General features: G+C 43.9%; 19 protein-coding genes. All 19 read right to left on the reverse strand.

Annotation, left to right across the window (positions count from 1 at the left end; all coding sequences use genetic code 11):
• Positions 1 to 162 precede the first annotated feature (162 nt).
• Complete coding sequence (locus T344_RS0105905; RefSeq protein WP_027627930.1) at positions 163 to 978, reverse strand: HesA/MoeB/ThiF family protein; 816 nt, start codon at positions 976 to 978, stop codon at positions 163 to 165.
• Entirely contained in the window at positions 975 to 1,190 is a 216-nt protein-coding gene (gene thiS, locus T344_RS0105910; RefSeq protein WP_027627931.1) for a sulfur carrier protein ThiS, read from the reverse strand. The genes T344_RS0105905 and thiS overlap by 4 nt, the downstream gene beginning before the upstream one ends.
• Positions 1,191 to 1,225: 35 nt before the next feature.
• On the reverse strand, positions 1,226 to 3,034 hold the full coding sequence (locus T344_RS0105915; RefSeq protein ID WP_027627932.1) for a GTP-binding protein: 1,809 nt from the start codon (positions 3,032 to 3,034) through the stop codon (positions 1,226 to 1,228).
• Positions 3,035 to 3,916: a sulfate adenylyltransferase subunit CysD gene (gene cysD / locus T344_RS0105920; protein ID WP_027627933.1), complete on the reverse strand. Its 882-nt coding sequence runs from the start codon at positions 3,914 to 3,916 to the stop codon at positions 3,035 to 3,037.
• 52 nt (positions 3,917 to 3,968) lie between these two features.
• A complete protein-coding gene (locus tag T344_RS0105925; protein WP_027627934.1) occupies positions 3,969 to 4,685 on the reverse strand; it encodes a phosphoadenylyl-sulfate reductase in 717 nt (238 codons plus the stop codon).
• A gap of 46 nt (positions 4,686 to 4,731) precedes the next feature.
• A complete protein-coding gene (locus T344_RS0105930; RefSeq protein ID WP_027627935.1) occupies positions 4,732 to 5,931 on the reverse strand; it encodes an ROK family protein in 1,200 nt (399 codons plus the stop codon).
• Positions 5,932 to 5,982: 51 nt separating this feature from the next.
• Positions 5,983 to 7,056, reverse strand: coding sequence for a sulfate/molybdate ABC transporter ATP-binding protein (locus T344_RS0105935; RefSeq protein WP_027627936.1), 1,074 nt, complete (start codon positions 7,054 to 7,056; stop codon positions 5,983 to 5,985).
• Between the two features lie 217 nt (positions 7,057 to 7,273).
• A complete protein-coding gene (gene cysW, locus T344_RS0105940) occupies positions 7,274 to 8,152 on the reverse strand; it encodes a sulfate ABC transporter permease subunit CysW (RefSeq protein ID WP_027627937.1) in 879 nt (292 codons plus the stop codon).
• Positions 8,153 to 8,209: 57 nt separating this feature from the next.
• Positions 8,210 to 9,058, reverse strand: a complete 849-nt coding sequence (gene cysT / locus T344_RS0105945; protein ID WP_027627938.1) for a sulfate ABC transporter permease subunit CysT — start codon at positions 9,056 to 9,058, stop codon at positions 8,210 to 8,212.
• 17 nt (positions 9,059 to 9,075) lie between these two features.
• Positions 9,076 to 10,167, reverse strand: coding sequence for a sulfate ABC transporter substrate-binding protein (locus T344_RS0105950; RefSeq protein WP_027627939.1), 1,092 nt, complete (start codon positions 10,165 to 10,167; stop codon positions 9,076 to 9,078).
• A gap of 276 nt (positions 10,168 to 10,443) precedes the next feature.
• Positions 10,444 to 11,769, reverse strand: a complete 1,326-nt coding sequence (locus tag T344_RS0105955; protein WP_027627940.1) for an O-acetylhomoserine aminocarboxypropyltransferase/cysteine synthase family protein — start codon at positions 11,767 to 11,769, stop codon at positions 10,444 to 10,446.
• 539 nt (positions 11,770 to 12,308) lie between these two features.
• Entirely contained in the window at positions 12,309 to 13,217 is a 909-nt protein-coding gene (locus T344_RS0105960; protein ID WP_027627941.1) for a PLP-dependent cysteine synthase family protein, read from the reverse strand.
• Positions 13,218 to 13,269: 52 nt separating this feature from the next.
• Entirely contained in the window at positions 13,270 to 14,454 is a 1,185-nt protein-coding gene (locus T344_RS0105965; protein ID WP_051571613.1) for a trans-sulfuration enzyme family protein, read from the reverse strand.
• A gap of 5 nt (positions 14,455 to 14,459) precedes the next feature.
• Complete coding sequence (locus tag T344_RS27690; protein WP_051571617.1) at positions 14,460 to 14,792, reverse strand: NifB/NifX family molybdenum-iron cluster-binding protein; 333 nt, start codon at positions 14,790 to 14,792, stop codon at positions 14,460 to 14,462.
• An 18-nt stretch (positions 14,793 to 14,810) separates the two neighbouring features.
• Positions 14,811 to 15,656, reverse strand: a complete 846-nt coding sequence (locus T344_RS0105975; RefSeq protein ID WP_027627943.1) for a MetQ/NlpA family ABC transporter substrate-binding protein — start codon at positions 15,654 to 15,656, stop codon at positions 14,811 to 14,813.
• 43 nt (positions 15,657 to 15,699) lie between these two features.
• Positions 15,700 to 16,410: a methionine ABC transporter permease gene (locus tag T344_RS0105980; protein WP_027627944.1), complete on the reverse strand. Its 711-nt coding sequence runs from the start codon at positions 16,408 to 16,410 to the stop codon at positions 15,700 to 15,702.
• Positions 16,407 to 17,198, reverse strand: a complete 792-nt coding sequence (locus tag T344_RS0105985; protein WP_027627945.1) for a methionine ABC transporter ATP-binding protein — start codon at positions 17,196 to 17,198, stop codon at positions 16,407 to 16,409. The genes T344_RS0105980 and T344_RS0105985 overlap by 4 nt, the downstream gene beginning before the upstream one ends.
• 8 nt (positions 17,199 to 17,206) lie before the next feature.
• Positions 17,207 to 18,523 carry a nitrogenase component 1 gene (locus T344_RS0105990; RefSeq protein ID WP_027627946.1) on the reverse strand — a complete coding sequence of 439 codons (1,317 nt, stop codon included), beginning with the start codon at positions 18,521 to 18,523 and terminating at the stop codon, positions 17,207 to 17,209.
• Positions 18,507 to 19,988 (reverse strand): nitrogenase component 1, encoded by a 1,482-nt coding sequence (locus tag T344_RS0105995; RefSeq protein WP_027627947.1) that lies wholly within the window; start codon positions 19,986 to 19,988, stop codon positions 18,507 to 18,509. The genes T344_RS0105990 and T344_RS0105995 overlap by 17 nt, the downstream gene beginning before the upstream one ends.
• Between the last annotated feature and the right edge of the window lie 50 nt (positions 19,989 to 20,038).

Here is a 20,038-nt window from a genome sequence, read left to right on the forward strand (position 1 = left end):
CCCACCTTCCATATCAGGAAACCGGAAACCTGTTTGTACTTTATAGTAGCATAATTTCCTTACCCTTAACATCGATAAAATTTACTTTTTACTGTAAATAAATTTTTCTATTCTTATAACACCATATTTTTAACAGCCTATTGGAATAACCGGACAACAGAGTTAAGTATGCTTTAAATCGCAGACTGCCTGCTCGTAATCAATTAAAGTCTTTATGGAGGGATTTTCTCCGCAAACCTGGCATTTTTTATTATAAGGCAGGTTTATTTTTCGGAATTCCATTTTAAGCGAATCATAGGTTAACAGCCTGCCGGTGAGCAGTTCGCCAACCCCAAGAATATATTTGATTGCTTCTGTTGCCTGTATGGTTCCGATTATTCCTCCCATTACCCCCAGAACACCGGCCTCCTTGCAGGTCGGCACGGCATTTGCAGGCGGAGGATTCTGGAACACACATCTGTAGCAGGGTCCCTGCCCGGGAACATATGTCATGGTCTGACCTTGAAATCTTATGATACCCGCATGAGAAAAGGGTTTTTGAGTGAGTACGCAGGCATCATTTATTAAAAATTTGGCAGGAAAATTGTCGGTTCCGTCAATAATAAAATCATAGTCCCTGTCATTAATGATATCCTTGATGTTGGAAGAGCTCACCCATTCCTTGTAGGCAGCCACCTCCACATCCGGATTCATTTCGTTTATTGTTTCCCTGCCCGAAATTACTTTCGGCTTTCCCACATCCTTTGTCAGATGTATTATCTGTCTTTGAAGATTGGAGAGCTCAACGGCATCGAAGTCCACAAGTCCGATGGTGCCCACACCTGCCGCAGCCAGAAACATTGCTGCCGGTGCGCCGAGGCCTCCGGTACCCACAATGAGCACCTTCGACTGGAGCAGCTTCTTCTGCCCCTTAACTCCTACTTCTTTAAGTATGATATGTCTTGAATACCTTTCAAGCTGGTCATTGGAAAAACTCATAATTCCGCGGCTCCTCCCCCCATGAAGTAAAGGAATTCAACAACATCTCCGTCCTTTACCGGCAATGTTTCAAAATCATCTCTGCTTACAAATTCGTCGTTGATCTGCACCGTCACATAGTCCTGCATTTCTACATTCTGAAAGCCAAGCAGTCCTTTTACAGTTAATTCCTTTTCAAGCACTACTTCTTTTCCGTTCACTTTAATTTTCATAAAATACCCCCTCTTAATTAATTTAAACATACTTTTTATATATAATAGTCCAGTATGATTTCCTGTTGTTTTAACAAATCACATATGGAATCCACAGTGCTGTCAAGTGACCTGCCGGTGCTTATATTGCTGTCGGGCTTGAAGCTGTTGAAGGGCGATTGGCCTACATTGACTATTATTATTTCATTAGGCTGGTTCAATAATTTAAGTTTTTCAGCTTCATAATCATCCAGGTCGAATACCGAGGTGATAAAAATCTGTCCGGCATCTGTGAATATTCTTGCCAGTTCGCCTATCTGCCTGATCTGGCTGTCCCTTGCCTGAAAATCGGTGGAACTATCTGCCGCAAGTCCGTTCAGCAAACTGGATACTCCCAGATAATAAGCCTTATAGTTTCTTTTGAAGAGTCTGTCCTCCAGATTCTTTCCAATGTCCCGGATTGCTTTTTCGTTTTCTTCACTTCCCGAGGTTATAACAATAAACTTGGACTTGTGTCCATATATCTCTTCTCTGTCGGCAGCCGGAATAAGACCCTTTTCCCAGAGATATTCCCTGTCCCTGATATGTTCAACAAGACTGTTGTCACTGTCGGGTACGCCCTCAAGAATTATTCCGCCTCCTGAAATTTCATAATTGTCTACTATAACAAATCTCCCGGTCAGCTCTATATCCGAGATTGCATCAAAAGCAATCGGCTTGGCTGTTTCCAGAATACATTCGGCAACATCATGTCTTTCAACCTGATCCTTGAAGGTATCGATGTTAAGTTCCGCAGCATCAATAATATTTAAGATTTCAACCAGCTTTACGGCTATTCTCATTGTGCCTATCTTCAATTTATAATTCTTGTTTTTTATCAAAGGCACATGTCCGACCCAGAATATATTGACTCTGAAGCGTGAACTTAGAACAGGCTGCGTTTCACCAGCCTTGACCATCAGCTCTCCCGGCTTTATGTATATCTGTGTTTTCAGTGTAAAGCCCACGGCCTGGTCGGCATATGCAGTATGGGCAGGAGCGGTATTAAAGCCTTCAACACTGTTTATGACACTTCTCTTTTTGGACGGCAGAAATACAACCTCGTCACCGGTTTTTACAGTTCCGCTCAGCACGGTACCTGCAACGATTCTCCTGTCGTCATTCTCCTCGGTAAACTTGTAAATGTCCTGTACCGGCATACGGAAGGGAAGCTGCCGGTTCTCCTTTTTGTTCGCAAAGCCGTCAAGCTGCTCCAGAACGGTGGGACCCTCATACCACAGAGTGTTTGCAGACTTTCCTGCAACATTGTCTCCGTTAAAGGCACTTATTGGTATAAAGTTAATGGGCTTGATGTTTATTTTATCAAGAAACTCGGTAAATTCCGACTTTATCGAATTGAATATGTTATTGTCAAAGTCCACCAGATCCATCTTGTTTACAAGCACAACAACCTGCTTTATGCCAAGCATTGAAACAATATGCCCATGACGCTTGGAATTCTCCCTTATACCTTCCTTTGCATCAATGACCAGGAGTGCCGCTTCGGCTCTTGATGCACCGGTTACCATGTTTTTGAGGAATTCAATGTGCCCGGGTGCATCGATAATGATGTAATCCCTCTTTCCGGTTTTAAAGAAACACCGTGCGGTATCAATGGTGATGCCCTGTGCCTGTTCGTCCTTGAGAGCATCCAGCAGGAAGGCATATTCAAAGGGTCTCGAGTTCTTTTTGCAGTATTCCTTGACCGATTCCAGCTTTCCTTCGGGCAGTGAACCGGTATCGGCAAGAAGCCTTCCTATTACGGTACTTTTACCGTGATCCACATGTCCTACGATTACTATGTTCATCTGTTCTCTGTTGTCCATTTACATGTAACCCCCTCTGCGAAGTGTCTCAAGTCCTCCCCCGTCGTCCTTGTCCTGGGCGCGTCCTGATCTTTCGGCTATGTTTGCAAACTTGCCGCTTTTTAATTCCTCTATGATTTCACCCACATTCTTTGATGTGGATTCAACCGGTGTTGTGCATGGATAGCAGCCCAGAGACCTGTATCGTTTTCCATCCCCCTGGTCAAAATAAAGGGAGGTTATGGGTATGTTTTCACGTTCAATGTATTCCCATATGTTCAATTCGGTCCAATCCAGCAGCGGATGAATTCTTATATGTGTTCCGGGAGCAAAGTCGGTTTTAAATTGATTCCAGAATTCAGGCGGCTGATCTCCTACATCCCAGTCATTTTCCCTGTCCCTTGGAGAAAAATATCTTTCCTTGGAGCGGCTGCCTTCTTCATCGGCTCTCACTCCTACAATGACACCGGTATACTTCTCCCTGTTACTGTCAGGCACATATTTACCTGTCTTATGATCCATTATGTACCTGTTCCACTCACCCGACAGGGTGTTTTTCAAGGCTTCGGATTTAAGTGACTGGCAGCAGGCTATCCTGTCCACTTTCCCGTCGGGGAAGGTTTTCTTTTGTGCCAGGGCTTCGGAATTTTCACCGTAAACCATGGTCAGCTTCCACTTTAAAGCCAGATCATCCCTGTATTCAATCATTTCAGGGATTTTATAATGGGTATCAATGTGCACCAGAGGTATGGGCACATGTCCGAAAAATGCCTTCCTTGCCAGCCACAATAGAACCGTACTGTCCTTGCCTATAGACCACAGCATACAGATGTTTTTAAATTCCCTGTAAGCTTCTCTGAGTATGTGAACACTCTGTGCTTCCAATTTATCCAAATGATTCATAGCTTAACCTCCGCAATTTTATATTTATGGCTTTGAGCCGCACAGCCGCCTGTCAGGCCGGAGCATGACCGCCCAAATGCAGACCGCATTCCTTCTTGTCGGGATCCTCCCACCACCACCGGCCGCTGCGTACATCCTGACCCGGCTGCACCGCTCTTGTACAGGGCTGGCACCCTATGCTGCGGAAACCTGTGCTGTACAGATGGCTGTAAGGAATGTTATTTGCTTTTATGTATGCCCAAACCTCCTCTTCACTCCAGTGCACTATGGGATTGATCTTGTATATGGAATTACCCTCATCCCATTCAAAGATTTCCATATCCTGCCGGGTGGGCGACTGTTCTCTCCTCAAACCGCAGATCCATCCGTCAACGGTGCTCAGAACTCTCTTCAGAGGTTTTACCTTTCTTATATCACAGCATTTTTTTCTCAGTTCCACACTTTCATAAAAGAAATTTGGTCCCAGTCTGGATACCAATTCCTCAATATCCTTGCTTTCAGGAGCATAAACTTCATAATTGAACTTGTACCTGAGCATGGTCTGTTCCATGAGATCATAGGTCTTTTGAAAGTGTCTGCCGGTATCGATTACAAATATCCTCGCACCGGGGTCAACCTGCAAAAGCATATGTGTCAGTACCTGATCTTCTATGGAAAGACTTGATGCCAATGCTATTTTTGAAACACCAAGGTTTTCTACTGCGTAACTGATGACCTCTTCAGGTTTGGCATATCTGCCGTTCAGTGCTTTAAGCTCCAATTGTTCCATGTTTATAACCCCTTCCGCTTTCTATTAACAAATTTATATTAACTGATTATATTAACTTCTTGTTTTCCAGCAGGTTTTCCAGTACAAGGGCTGCAGCTCCCACAGAAATTGCATTTTCATTGAAATAGCCCCCATTGCTGAAAAACAGCTTTCCTGCTCCGTGAGTCCTGATTTTATCCAACGCGGTTTCGGTGCATTTTTCATAGAAAAGCCCGGAGTGTTTTATCAGGGGACCGCTTAAAATAACTATACCGGGATTGAGCAGTTTAATCAGATTTGCCAGTCCGACCCCCATTATTTCAGCCCCTTCGATAATGACCTGCCGGGCTGAACTGTCATTGCTTTCAGCTGCTTTGCAGATATCTATATATGAATATTTATCCTGCAGCTCCTGGGCAGCACTTTTTTTACATTCCCTGAATCTTTCGGCAATGGAATAAATTGAGGAGTACGTTTCAATGCACCCCCTGTTGCCGCAGGAACATTTCTCGCCGTTAAGGTCGATTATCATATGTGCAAATGCATCTTCGGAGTCATTTATATTCCTGACAAAAACTCCAGAGGATATCAAGCCCGTTCTGATGCCCACCCCGCAATTGATATATATGACGTTTTTAATGCCCTTGCCTATTCCAAAACAGGTCTCGGCCAGCACCGCAGCATTGGCGCCATTGTCAATTACCACCGGAATCTCAAGCCGTTTTTCAAATATGGATTTGAGGTGAATATTCTCCCAGCCCGGAGCCTCAAAATTTTCAGGATTTAATACAACACCGCTGTTTCTGTCCAACGGGCCTACAGTTCCGATGCCCATCCCGATAATACTGCCGTTTTGCCTGATGATTTTTTCCTGGACCTCCCTGATCCAGCTCAAAATAATACTTAGCGTCAACTTGGGAGTGGAATTGCCGTTCATTTCAAATCTATACTTTTTTACCGGCTGCATCTTCAGGTTGGTCAATACAACCTGTGTATAGGTTCTTGATATGTCAATGCCGATAAGATAGTACTTCCTGGAGTCTATGTCATATAGAACAGGCTTCCTGCCTCCGGTGGATTCTCCGATTTCCGAACCGGCAATCAGCTTTAACTCCTCCAGAGGCTGCATCATTCTGCTGAGACTGGTCAGCTTTAAACCCGAAAGTTCGGACAGGACACTTTTTGTTAAAGCCTGGTCATGCAAAATCAAACTTAAGATTTTTTTGGATTCCAAAGTTAATCCGCTGAAAATATTGCTCCTGTTCATAATTCCCACCAACTTCTTACCAATTTAGTCAAAAGTATACAAAAAAATATTTCAGATAATATAGTCCTCGGGTATAAATACTCTGAAATCCTTGGGCTTGACGTAGACTGTCTGCTTTTCCCTCAACATCAGCTTTTTATAGATTTCCTTGCTGATTTCAGCCTCTATATATTCACCTGTATCAATTCTTTTCATCTCAAGATTTACGATTGGTCCAACAGCCCTTATAAAGATGATATTTGCAGCAATAAACCCGTTTTCTCCGGCTTCCAGGCTTATTTCCATATCATGGGGACGTATGTAGCTCACAACATTTCTGTCGGCGGTTTCGGTATGCTCCGGTGCATCAAGCTTTAAGGAGCCCAGTTCGATCTTTCCGTTGTGCACCCTGCCGTGAAACAGGTTGACGTTACCAAGGAAATTATAGACAAAAGGATTGGCAGGGTTGTCGTATACTTCCTCTGGAGTCCCTATCTGCTCAATTTTTCCCTGATTCAGAATGACGATCCTGTCGGCCACATCAAGTGCTTCCTCCTGATCATGTGTAACAAAAACACTTGTGATGGGATATTCATCATGCAGCTTTCTGAGCCACCTTCTGAGATCCTTTCTCACTTTTGCATCAAGGGCTCCGAAGGGTTCGTCCAGCAGCAGGACTTTGGGTTCGACAGCCAAAGCCCTTGCAAGTGCAATCCTCTGTCTCTGTCCTCCTGAAAGCTGAGCAGGGTAACGTTTTGCCAGTTCTTCCATTTTTACAAGGGCCAGCAGTTCATGCACCTTCTTTTCAATGGCTTCCTTGCCCGGCCTCAGTTTGGAGGGCCTGACCTTCAAACCGAAGGCAATATTTTCAAAAACCGTCATGTGTTTGAATAGCGCATAATGCTGAAATACAAAACCCACTTTTCTGTCCTGGGTACTTTTACCGGTATTATCCTCACCGTCAAATATGATGCTGCCCTGATCCGAGGTTTCCAGACCGGCAATGATTCTGAGCAGTGTTGTTTTCCCCGAACCAGACGGTCCTAGTAGAGCTACAAGTTCACCGGTGTTGATTTTCAGATCAATATTACTGAGCGCTTTAAAGGAATCAAAAGACTTTGTAATATTGGAAATTTCAATACTCATATTAACCTCCATGAGCCGCATTGCGGCCACAAAATGTACTGAAAACCTATATCCTTTATCGCAATGTGGCGAATAAAGGAGGTTAATTGGCCATGTGCGCTTTCAAAGTATTGCTAAAATACTTTGAATATTTCGCACGGCCATAAATTCACAGGTTAGTTTGGAAGACAAACGCAAGTGAAGTCTTTCAAGCTAACCTCCCAAGCCATGTTATGGCTTATTTAAACTGCTGTTTGATTTTCCAGTCCGAAATATTCTTAATAATCAAATTGATAATGGCTATAACAGTCAAAAGTGATGCTACGGCAAAAGCAGCCGAAAATTTATACTCGTTATACAGGATCTCAACATGAAGTGGTACTGTATTGGTCAGGCCTCTGATATGTCCGGATACAACCGAAACAGCTCCGAATTCGCCTGCAGCTCTTGCAGCGGTCAGCATTACGCCGTATAGCAGCGCCCACTTGATGTTTGGCAGAGTTATGAGCCAAAAGGTCTTAAAGCCGCTGGCTCCCAGTGTCAGTGCAGCCTCTTCCTCCGCTGTTCCCTGGGATTCCATGAGGGGTATCAGCTCTCTTGCAACAAAAGGCAGTGTGACAAATAATGTTGCAAGAATGATTCCGGGTGGTGCAAAAATTATCTTTAAGCCAAGTTCATTCAGAAGGCCTGCCAGAATACCGTGGCTGGTACTGAACAGCAGTACGAATATCAAACCCGCAACCACCGGTGATATGGCAAAGGGCAAATCTATTATGGTTACCAGCAGATTTTTGCCCTTGAACTTAAACTTTGCAACAGCCCATGCCGCTACCAATCCGAATACTGTATTTACCGGTACAACAATTGCAATTGTGAGCAAGGTGAGTTTTATAGCTGCCAGAGCAATAGGATCACTTATAGCGGCAAAGTAAACCCCCGCCCCCTGTTCAAAGGCTTTTACAAAAACCGATATGAGAGGTATCAGCAGCATGACGGTGAAGAATAGTAATGCAATTGCTGTCAGCACTATTCGAACAGCCTTTGAATCCCCCGAAGCTTTTTTCTCCTGCCCGGGTTTATTTGAAGTTTGTAAATTTATAGGAATACTACCTGACATAGGACCTCCATATTAAAAAATAAATAATTAGCAGCCTGAGTCCTTCAAACAAATTTATCAAGTCTTGTGCCTGTTACTTGCCCACAATTGAAACAGATTTATAACCAGAAGCATCAGAAAGGAGATAATGAGCATAATGGCAGCAACAGCTGTTCCTCCGGCATAATCATACTGTTCAAGCTTTGTTCTGATCAGCAGAGGAGTTATTTCGGTTCTCATTGGCATATTCCCCGAGATAAAGACTACCGAACCATACTCACCCAGAGCTCTGGCAAAGGAAAGTGCAAAACCCGTAATCAACGCCGGCAGCAGCTCCGGAATAATTATTTTCCGAAAGGCCTGGAATCTGCTTGCACCAAGACAGGCCGCAGCCTCCTCAACTTCGGTATCAATGCCGTGCAAAACCGGCTGGACTGTTCTGACTACAAAGGGAAAGCTTATGAATACCAAAGCAATGGTTATTCCCAGTGGTGTATAGGAGATTTTTATACCCAGCGGTTCAAAGAGTCTGCCTATCCACCCGTTGGGAGAATACAGGGTTGTCAGAGATATGCCTGCAACAGCCGTGGGCAGGGCAAAGGGTAAATCTATCAGACCATCTATAATCTTTTTGCCGGGGAAAGTGTATCTTTCCAGTACCCAGGCCAGTAAAAGACCGAAAACGGCATTTACAAGTGCTGCCAGAAATGAAGTACCAAAGGATATCTTCAGTGATGCAAGTACTCTTTCGCTGGTGGCTATTTCCCAGAAGCTTCTCAGTCCAAGGCTGGAGCTGTTGATAAATACCATGGAAACAGGAATCATTACCAGCAGGGTTATGTAAAAAAGTGTCACTCCCATGGTCAGCCCGAATCCGGGTATTACGCTTTGCTGCCGAAATTTCAACGGTTTAACTGCCAGATTCATGAATTCACCTCTGATTTTTATTTTTTAACGTAAATCTGATCAAATACTCCACCATCATCGAAGTGCTCTTTCTGTGCCTTTGTCCAGCCTCCAAACTCTTCGTCGATGGTAAATAAATTTATCTGAGGGAACTGATTTTCATACTTCTTTGCTATGGTTTCATTTCTCGGTCTGTAATAGTTTTTTGCAGCGATTTCCTGTCCCTCATCGCTGTATAGGTATTCCAGATATGCTTCGGCAACCTTTCTGGTTCCCTTTTTATCAACTACCGAATCAACTACAGAAACCGGCGGCTCGGCAAGTATGCTTACAGATGGAACAACTATTTCAAATTTGTCTTTTCCAAGCTCATTTATTGAGAGAAATGCTTCGTTTTCCCAGGCAATCAGAACATCGCCAAGTCCGCGTTCAACAAAGGTGGTAGTGGCACCGCGTGCGCCTGAATCCAGTACCGGAACATTTGCAAAGAGAGCTTTTACAAACTCCTTTGCCTTCTCCTGGTCATTATTGTTCTGTTTCAGGGAATATCCCCAGGCTGCAAGATAGTTCCAGCGTGCCCCACCCGAGGTTTTTGGGTTGGGAGTTATTACCTGGATTCCCGGCTTGACTAGGTCATCCCAGTCTTTTATATTTTTTGGGTTTCCTTTTCTGACAAGGAATACTATGGTTGAAGTGTAAGGTGTTGAATTGTTTGGCAGACGCTTTTGCCATTCCTTGTTTATCAGTTCTTTGTTGGTATTGATGGAATCAATGTCATATGCCAGCGCCAGTGTGACCACATCCGCTTCATTTCCGTCAATAACCGTTCTGGCCTGACTCCCTGATCCTCCGTGAGACTGCTGGACTGTGACATCCTGTCCCGTTTTATCCTTCCAGTATTTAACGAACGCTTCATTGTATGCCTGGTATAATTCACGGGTGGGGTCGTAGGAAACATTTAATAGTGTGACCGATTTACTGCTGTCGGCACTGCTTACAGATGCCGCGTTACCGGATGCCGATGATGCTGATGCAGTATTTGAGCTGTCTCCGCAGCCGGCCAAAACCGATGTAGATAATATCAGACTTAAAATCACCAATGCAACCCTTGTCAACTTTCTTTTTGCCATAACTGTTCTCTCCTTTTCTATTTAGGCATGATTAAGCAATAACTTTCACATTTTAAGACCGTTATTTTCTGCCATACTGTTTAAACATAGCTTATTACCTTATATTAGTATTCATATAGTATTAATATGTTATGATCTAAAAAAATAATAACCTAACAATACAGCGTCAAATTATTCATATCATTCTTATATGTTTAATAAGTTATTGAAATAGTAACATGTGGTTAAAAGTCTGTCAATAGTTTATTGAATTATTTCACTAAAGCAAAAATCAGATCAGGCAACATCCTCGGATTTGTTTGAAAAGGCATTACCGAACGCATTTTCCAGATCTCTTATCAAATCATTCGGGTCCTCAATTCCGATGGACAGTCTGATGGTTTCGGGAGGAATTTTTGCAAATCTTTGCTCCTCGGGTGTCAGTTCTCCATGAGTGGTTTTAGGTGAATTAATTATCAGTGATCTCGCATCCCCCACATTAGCGTGATAACTGAAAATCGTCGCAGAATCTATAAAGGTTTTTATCTGTTCCTCGGAAGCCTTCAGGCCAAATGTGAATATTGATCCTGCCCCCTTTGGAAGGTACTTTTTTGCCAGACTCTTATATTTGCTGCCTTTTGCAGCAGGGTGGTTTATCCACGCTACTTCTTCCCTTGTCTCAAGAAATCTGATTATCTTTTCAGCATTTGAAACCTGCTTCTGTACCCTTTCCGACAGTGTTTCGAGTCCCAACAGGGCCAGATATGCATCAAAAGGCCCAAGGGCTGCTCCAAAATAGGCCAGGTAATTTATTCTCACTCTGGTAGTAAAGGCTGCCGTGCCAAAAGCCTCCAGAAAGCTTCTTTCATTTCCGTTTGAATCCCTAAACAGGTAAACAGGTGCGGTAAACTGAGGAAACTTCCCGTTGGCCCAGTTGAATTTCCCGCTTTCCAGAATCAATCCGGCTATGGCATTGCCATGCCCGTTAAGTGCCTTTGTGGCAGAATAAACTACTATATCCGCTCCATATTTAATGGGGTTCAGCAGATAGGGTGTTGCAAAGGTATTGTCTACAATTAGAGGAATATCATTTTCATGTGCTATAGCGGCAAGGGCTTCAATATCTGCAATTGCCGCATTGGGGTTGCTTATTGTTTCAACAAACAGGGCTTTTGTGTCGGGTTTTATTTTACTGCGCCATTCCTCCAGATGGTCAATATCACTTACCTGGTCGATTTCAATGTTGAAATTGGGATAGATCTTCTTGAAGCTGTCGAAGGTACCCCCGTATACCTGTGCCGTAGTCAGTATTCTTCCTCCGCCCTCAGCTACATTAAACAGTGAATAGGTAACTGCGGCCATGCCGGACCCTACGGCTATTGCCGCCGATGCGCCGTCCAGCGCTGCAATCCTTTTTTCCAGGACGTCAACAGTAGGGTTGCCTACACGTGTATAGAGATATCCGAACTCTGAAAAGCTGAACAGCCTTCCTGCCCTGTCGGTATCTCCCAGATCAAAGGAAGCTGTCTGGTATACCGGAACTGCTACCGAATAATTATGTTCCTTTGGATCATAGCCCGCTCTCACCTTTAAGGTATCAAAACTCAAATCTGAAATTTCCATACATACACCTCTTTCATTTTTTATAAAAAATAGAGACTGTAAATAAATACAGTCTCTGGCTTTCCAGTCGACATTTATTTTTTTATTAATTTAAAGCGTTGTCTGGTTTGTTGATCAACTTTGCATAAAAATTGTTTCGAATTATACTTGTACTTCCGCACTAACTTCAATCAATGAAGGCACACAAAGCGCTTACTTGAAATAGTAAGGTTCACAACAAGTATTTTCTTGCCGTCGCAGCGACTCGACCATCCGGGCCTCGCGTGCTGCTCCGCTTGACTAGAATGAATTTCATGATAGTCAAGCTGGGACCTCCTGTCACTTTGCCGGCTAAAATACTTGTTTTTCACCTACAAATTTCAGTAAGCACTTTTACCGTGCTCTTCATTGCTTGAAGTTGTACTCGCGTACCGGTATAATCAGCATAACGCTTTTAACTGCAAAGCTGAGAGTCGGTTAAACCAGCACAACTCATTAAAATTCCTATTGATAAATTCCTATTAAAATAAAATCATTTTTTTGCCGGAGACTATTTATATCTAAAAAATATTCTTGCTTATATACCGGTCACCCCTGTCGGGAAAAATCACCACTATGCTGGCATTCTCAACCCGCTGGGAGATAACTCTGGCTGCATACAGTGCTGCTCCGGAGGAGGTTCCGACCAGCAGTCCCTCTTTTTGGGCCACCTGCCTGACCTCCTGTAGAGCCTGTGAATCATTGACCTTTATTACTTCATCTATCAATGTATTGTCCATGGTTTCAGGCATAAAGGTATTCCCTATCCCCTCTATACTGTAACACCCCGGCAGGCCTCCGCCCATGGTGGAACCCACAGGATCGGCCAGCACACCTTTTACATTGCCGTTTCTCTCTTTTATATATTTCAAAACACCTGAAATAGTTCCGCCACTGCCTGCTCCTGATACTATATAATCTATTTTTCCATCCAGATCCCTGTATATTTCCGGGCCGGTGGTATAATAATGGATTCTGGGATTAGCCTGGTTGGTGAACTGGCTCAGACACACAGAGTTTTCAACGGTCTCAAGCAGTTCCTGAACCTTTTCAAAAGCCCCGCTCATCCCCTTTTCAAGCGGGGTCTGTACGATTTCAGCCCCAAGAGCCTTCATAATGGTCAGTTTTTCCTGAGAAAATTTCTCAGGAACGGCAAATATGATTCTATAACCTTTGTTTAATGCAGCCAGAGCTATACCTATACCGGCATTTCCGGCAGTGGCCTCAAGAATTGTGGAGCCTTCCTTCAGTATTCCATTTTTCTCGGCATCCTCGATCAATGCCGTCCCCATCCTGTCCTTTACACTTCCCCCGGGATTGAACAGTTCCAGCTTTGCAAAAACTTTTACCGATTCCTTTATTCCCATATTGTTCAGTCTTAGAACAGGGGTATTTCCAATAAGCTCGCGAATGTCATTGTAATATTTCATATGGACCTCCTTTTATGCTTTAACAAGTTGATAGTTATAACAGATGCTCCTATTATTTTCGTTTCGCCTTGTTAAAAGCATTACCGAGGTCATTTATTATGGCTTCCTTATCTTCAATACCAACCGACAGACGAATCAAATTGTCGACAATCCCTACCTTCTGTCTGATTTCGTACGGGATGGAGGCATGGGTCATGCTTGCGGGATGACTTACAAGTGATTCAACTCCTCCCAGGCTCTCTCCGAGAGTAATCAGACTGACATTCTTAAAAAACAGCTTTATATCATAGTCTTCGGATAAAACGAAAGAGATCATTGCTCCCGGGCCGTATGCCTGTTTTTTGTGTATTTCATAGCCTTCCGAAGCCTCAAGCCCCGGATAATATACTTTTGTTACACCTTCATGATTTTTAAGAAAATCCACAACATGCCTGGAATTTTCAATGTGTCTGTCCAATCTCACTGCCAGTGTTTTTATTCCTCTCAGCAGCAGCCAGGAATCAAAGGGCGGCAATACTCCGCCGGTTGCATTTTGAAGGAATTTAAGACGTGCAGCGGTCTCACTGTCCTTGACAACCACAAGACCGGCAATTACATCACTGTGCCCTCCCAGATATTTGGTCGCACTGTGGATTACAATATCTGCTCCAAACTCCAGGGGCCTTTGCAGATACGGAGTCATAAAGGTATTGTCAACAATGGTGAGCGCCCCGTTTTTTCGGGCAATCCCGGCTACCTTCCCGATATCGGTTATTGTCAGCAAAGGATTTGCCGGACTTTCCACGATCACTGCTGCAACTCCCGGAACCACTTTGCTCTCCACCTCGTCAATGTTTGAAGTATCGGCAATTTCATATTCCAGGCCGAAGTTTTTAAAAACCTTGTCCAAAACCCTGAAGGTGCCCCCATATACATTATTTGAAATGATAACCCTATCACCGCTTTTCAGCAAAAGCAGCACAGCTGTAATTGCTGCCATTCCCGAGGCAAAGGCAAAGCCGGCTTCTCCTCCCTCAAGCTGGTTGATAAGTGCTTCAAGTGCTTCCCTTGTGGGATTACCCGTTCTCGAATATTCATATCCCTTATGCTGTCCCAGTTCAATCTGCCTGTAGGTGGAGGTCTGATAAATGGGCACACTTACTGCGCCCGTCCTTTCATCCCCGTCTATTCCCCCGTGTATTAACAAAGTGTTAAAATTGCTTTGCATGTGTGATTCAGTTAACATTTCACTTTCCATATGTTTTAGCCCTCCCTCAAAATATTTTTTTCAACAAATCTTTGCAAAACTTCAGAAACAGGATATGGTGCTTCAAAAACTCTGAAACCTCTTTTGTTGACAAAAGACAGTGCTCCCATACCTATCCGGCCTACTATTATTGACCGGCAATCTTCAATAAGCCTTAAAGTTCCTGCAAATACATCTTCATCATGCTTATTGGCAGCCCCCTGCCTTCTGTTCTCAATATATTCAAAACCATCCTCATTTATATCATATATATAAAAACTGAATGCCCTTGCAAAGTGAAGGTCGATATTTACACCGTCACTGCTTGCCACCGCAACTCTTTGACCCATTTAACTACCTATGCCTTCCTAAAACGCCGGTATTACTGCGCCCTTATATTTTTCCTCTATGAACTTGCGGACCTCTTCTGTTGTTAATGCATTTTTTAATGCTTCTATAGCAGGCTCATTGACTCTGCTGCTTTTGGTAACAAGTATATTTGCATAGGGAGAATCCTTGCCCTCTCTGAATAGGGCAGAGTTTGCATCAATGCCGGCTTCAAGTATTTTATTGGTATTGGTTATGTAGCCGTCGAAATCATCCTTCAATCTTATCAGTTGAGCCGAATCAATTTCCTTGATTTCGATTTTCTTTGTGTACTCTGCTATGTCCTTTACCGTGGCCGAATGCTCCGGCAAATCGCTCTTTAATTTGATGAAACCGTTTGTTTCAAGTATTTTCAGTGCCCTGTACTCATTTGTCACATCGTTTGGTATACCTATTACGGCACCCTCCGGAATTTCTTCCTTTGTTTTATATTTTACAGAGTAGAGACCAATTGGCTCAACATGTATATTTCCTGCATTTGCCAGATCATAACCCTTTTCTTTTTTTAACGAATCAAGGTAGGGCTGATGCTGGAAATAATTAACATCAAATTCTCCATTATCGGTATCTTCATTGCCGTGGTCATTCTGTAAAATTGTGATTTCAAGATTCACTCCCTGTTCGGCAAGCTTGGGTTTCACAAAGTTCAGCAGTTCGGAATGGGGTACCTGGTCGGCCAGTACTTTCAGGGTAACCGGATTGGCCTTTGACAGGGTCTGCCCGGCGGCAGCACTTCGGCCGGCCGCAGTATCCGACTTTCCGCAGCCTGAAACCACCATTAAAATTGATATAACGCCTATGACAACTGATAATAATTTCTTTTTCATATAATCCGTCCTTTCGTTTTGTATAAATTGTTTTAACTTAACTTTACATCAGAAATCTTTTCTTTATGATATGTTTTGAAAGTGCATCCCCAAGAAACTGAACAAGCTGAACAATTATTATTAGCACCAGCACCGCAGCTATAAGTATATCTGTCTTGAACCTGGAATAGCCGAACCTCACTGCCACATCTCCCAGACCGCCTGCTCCGAAGGAGCCTGCCAGAGCAGTTGTGGCAATTATGGCGATAATTGCCACAGTGAAAGCTCTGATCAGTGAAGGTAATGCCTCGGGTATTAGGACTTTGGTTATTATATAAAAGTTCGGAGTGCCCATAGCTTTGGCAGCTTCTATTTTGCCTTTTGCAACCTCCAGTATGCTGCTTTCCACAAGCCTCCCGAACATGGGAACACAGCTTGCGACCAAAGCCAGTATACATGCTTCGGGCCCATAGGCTCTGCCGATAAAAAATCTGGAAAGCGGCAGTGTAAGTATTATAAGTATCATGGAGGGAAGTGATCTCAGTACATTGACAATGGCTCCCAGCACCCTGTTGAATATTGGGAGGGGATGTATTCCCTGCTTATCCGTAACAACGAGGACTATTCCCAGAATAACACCCAGGAGGAGGGTAAAAACGGTAGTCAGGACTGTCATATACAGTGTGTCTTTTATAGCAGGTGCTACGATCTGCCATACATCTTTTCCGAATGCACTTCTGATAACTTCAAAAATACTGCTGTTATTCAGATTCATATATACTCACCCTCCTTTACCCACTGGTTTGCGGCAAATTCCGCATTTATTTTGACAAACAGCTTTGCCGTGTCACTTCTGGGATTTTGAAATATGTCCCGGACAGCTCCCTGTTCGACTATAACTCCGCTTTCCAGTACAGCCATATTGTTGCAGGAATATTTTATAACCTCCAGTTCATGGGTTATCAAAATTATGGTGAGACCCAGCTTTCTGTTTATATCCTTCAGGAGATCAAGCACCGAAAGAGTTGTCTGGGGGTCAAGGGCCGAGGTTGCTTCATCGCTCAGCAGTACATCCGGATTGTTGGCAAGAGCCCTGGCAATTCCCACTCTCTGCTTCTGTCCCCCGCTCAGCTGTCCTATTTGGCAGTTTATTTTGTCACTTAGTTCCACAAGCTCCAGAATTTCCTCTACCCTGTTTCTGATATGCCTTTTATCACAGCCGGCAATTTCAAGCGGGTAGGCTACATTTCCGAAAACAGTCCGGGAATCAAAGAGATTGAAGTGCTGAAAGATCATTCCGATTTTTTGGCGGTGATGATTCAGCTCTTTCTTTGACAGTGCCGTAATTTCATGCTCTCCAATCCTTATCCTGCCGCAATCGGGTTTTTCAAGCCGGTTCAGACATCTTATAAGCGTTGACTTTCCGGCTCCGCTGAAACCCACAATTCCAAAAATATCGCCTTGCTCAAGCTCAAGATTGATACCTTTTAATACTTCTACATTTCCATCCGCATTTTTAAACGTCTTATACAAATCTTCTATTGATATGAAACTGATCCCCATGCTAACCTCTATCTGTACGTATTCAGCACTCTGTCATATATATCTTCAATTGTTCTCAAACCGCCATTATACCCTGCATACCCACAGTTAAGCACCAGCCTGTAGGTTACGGGGGCACTGATTATAAGCAGGTCGGCCTTGATATCGCTGGCGAGATCTCTTTCCCAGCCGCTTCCCAGTATAATGGCCCTGTTTTTCTGGGGCTCTTCCCTGATTTCCTGCTGTATGGCCCCGCCGTCTATGGAAAACGCCACTTCGGCGGATCTTAAATCCGAAATCCCCGCAAACAGCTTTTTTATTTCCTCCCTGAATTCCTCAGGTGTATCGTCTATCACATATTGTTTTGCCGGAATAATACCAAGTTCATTTAAAAGAAATTTTGAGAAACCTATGGAATAGGCAGCATCCAATATGGTATAAAACCTTCTGGGTATGCCATATCTGAATTCAAGCATGAAATCGGCGGTTCTCTCAATAAAGGAATAATATTTCTCCTCTTCCTTTTGAATAAAGGCTTCAACTTTTTTGCTGTCCAGCTTCCCAAAGCCGGCGACCTGTTTTAAAAATCTGGTTGTCTCTATTCCGCCTATGGGAAGATATGGGAAATGTACATACGGCGTTCGGTATTTTTCCTGGAGATGCTTTACTATTCCAAGCCCGGTCCAGGTGTTGATTAATATATTGAACTCGGCATCGGGAATGGTTTTCCATTCCTCCACACCCCCCGATCCATTTCCGAAAAGTATGTTTACCTTCAAGCCTATTCCCTCAAGAATACGCTTGATCTCTTCCAGATTTCCGTTCCAGTAGGGATCCTGGTAAGGAACGGTGGCAAATACATTTACAAGACCTTTTTGAATATTTCCGCCCTTGTTGTGAACGTCGACATATTGGTCTATGATGGCATTTACAACTGACTCGTGGCTGACATAATTATTGCTTTTGAAGCCGCCGGTCTCAGCATAGACAATGGGTCTGCCCTGGGCCTGGTACTCACCTGTGACCCTGCCCACATCATCCCCTACTATATCTGAGGTACAGCCTGTGAGTATAACATACAGATCGGCATCTATGACCTTGAAAGCACCGTCAACTACATTCCTGAGCCTTCCTTCACCACCGTACACCACCTCGGCTTCGCCGGCGTTTGTGCAGGGAATGGTATTCCCTCCCGCATAGCCCTCTCCCTGGCCGATAAGGCTGCTTACCTTGGAACTGCAGCCGGGGCCTGCATGCAATATGGGTACCCCTCTTTTTATGGCAACAACGGTTTGTTGCGCTCCTATGGCACAGGAATATCTGGGCTGCTCAATAAACTTCAACATCAACATTACCTCCGAGGAAAGAGAATGGATCCTGCTCCAGCCACCACTTCGTATACGGCATGGAGCTGTGCTTTGCAAGATTTGTTACAAATTCTTTATTATCAAGTGTTTCAAGTATTCTTTCGGCATAGTTCAGGACTCCCTGGTATCCGAAGCCAAACTGTTCATCACCTATCAAAAGCGTCGGTACTCCCAATTTTGCTCCCCAGAGCGTCATTCCCCCATGTCTTGCTATCATTATGTCGGGACGTACTCTGTTCAGTATGTTAACAAGTTCGTAAGCCTGCTTGTTACAAACATTGTAGTTATGAACGTCTCCATAGGTATTGACATCATGGGCCAGAGCATCGGAGGTGGGATCATCATTGTCATATATGGGATCATGATGGAATATGGCAGCCCCCTGAACCTGAAACCCAAGTTCCCTCAAAAGTGCTATCAGGGCATGGCCGTGAGCCGCGCCTGCTGTCAGATATGCAGTTTTTCCCTGAAGTTTTTTGCGGTATTCCTCCAGAAGCGGCAAAACCCTTGCATGCTCCTTTTTGATATATTCCTCGATTTCAGCTTCCCTGCTGAGAACCCTGCCCAGTTCTCCAAGCCATGCATCTGTACCGGGTATGCCATAGGCAGGGGGAGCTTTGATTTCGGGTACACCGTAAACCTTTTCAAGGGCTGCGCCTATATAGGTTCCCAGTGTGGGACATATCTGTATGGTAGCTGCCGCTTCGGAAATATATTCAAGGTCTGCTACTGTGGAGAAGGGAACAACATAATTGGCTTCATATCCAAGAGGTTTCAATATGTCGTCAAATATCCTGCTTCCCCAAAAGTTTATTATATTTACCTTGTTGGTCTTCTTTCTGGGCGGTTTGACAATTTTTCTGACTATTGAGTGGTAGGCCGAATCAAAGCCGGTAGTCCAGATTTTTGATTTGAAGCCCTCGCAGTAGCAGCCTACCACAGGTATTCCCAGCTCTTCGGTCATATCGTTTGCCACAAATTCCACATCATCGCCGATGATGGCCGAAGCACATGAGGTAGTGATGAATATGGCATTGGGCCTTACTCTCTCATAGACCTCCTTGACAGTCTCCCTCAGTTTGGCTGTGGCACCGAATATGGTATCCTTCTCCTCTATGTTTGTGTTAAAATATCTTCCCATTGCGGTTGGCAGGTCTCTTTCCATCTGCCCTACCCTGTAAACAAAGTTAAAACTGAAGAAATCTCCCGAACAGCCAACCGGAGCATGATTGATAATGGCCGCATCCTTGATCATGGAAAGCTGGCAAAAAGCATTTCCCGAGCTGCAGCCCATACATTGGCTGAAACTCCTGGTACTGTCCTGAAGTTTTCCTGTTCTTGCACATTTAACAAGCTCACCGGCCGAACCTTCATAACCGGTTATCGAACCCAGCCGCACTTCACGTATCTGCACTTCGGGACTTTTTATATTAATTGAACTCACCCACAAGACCTCCTTAAATACTGGTACTTACACTGGTATATATATTGGGA

Source organism: Ruminiclostridium cellobioparum DSM 1351 = ATCC 15832 (assembly GCF_000621505.1).
In the GTDB taxonomy this organism is placed as follows: Bacteria; Bacillota; Clostridia; order Acetivibrionales; family DSM-1351; genus Ruminiclostridium; species Ruminiclostridium cellobioparum.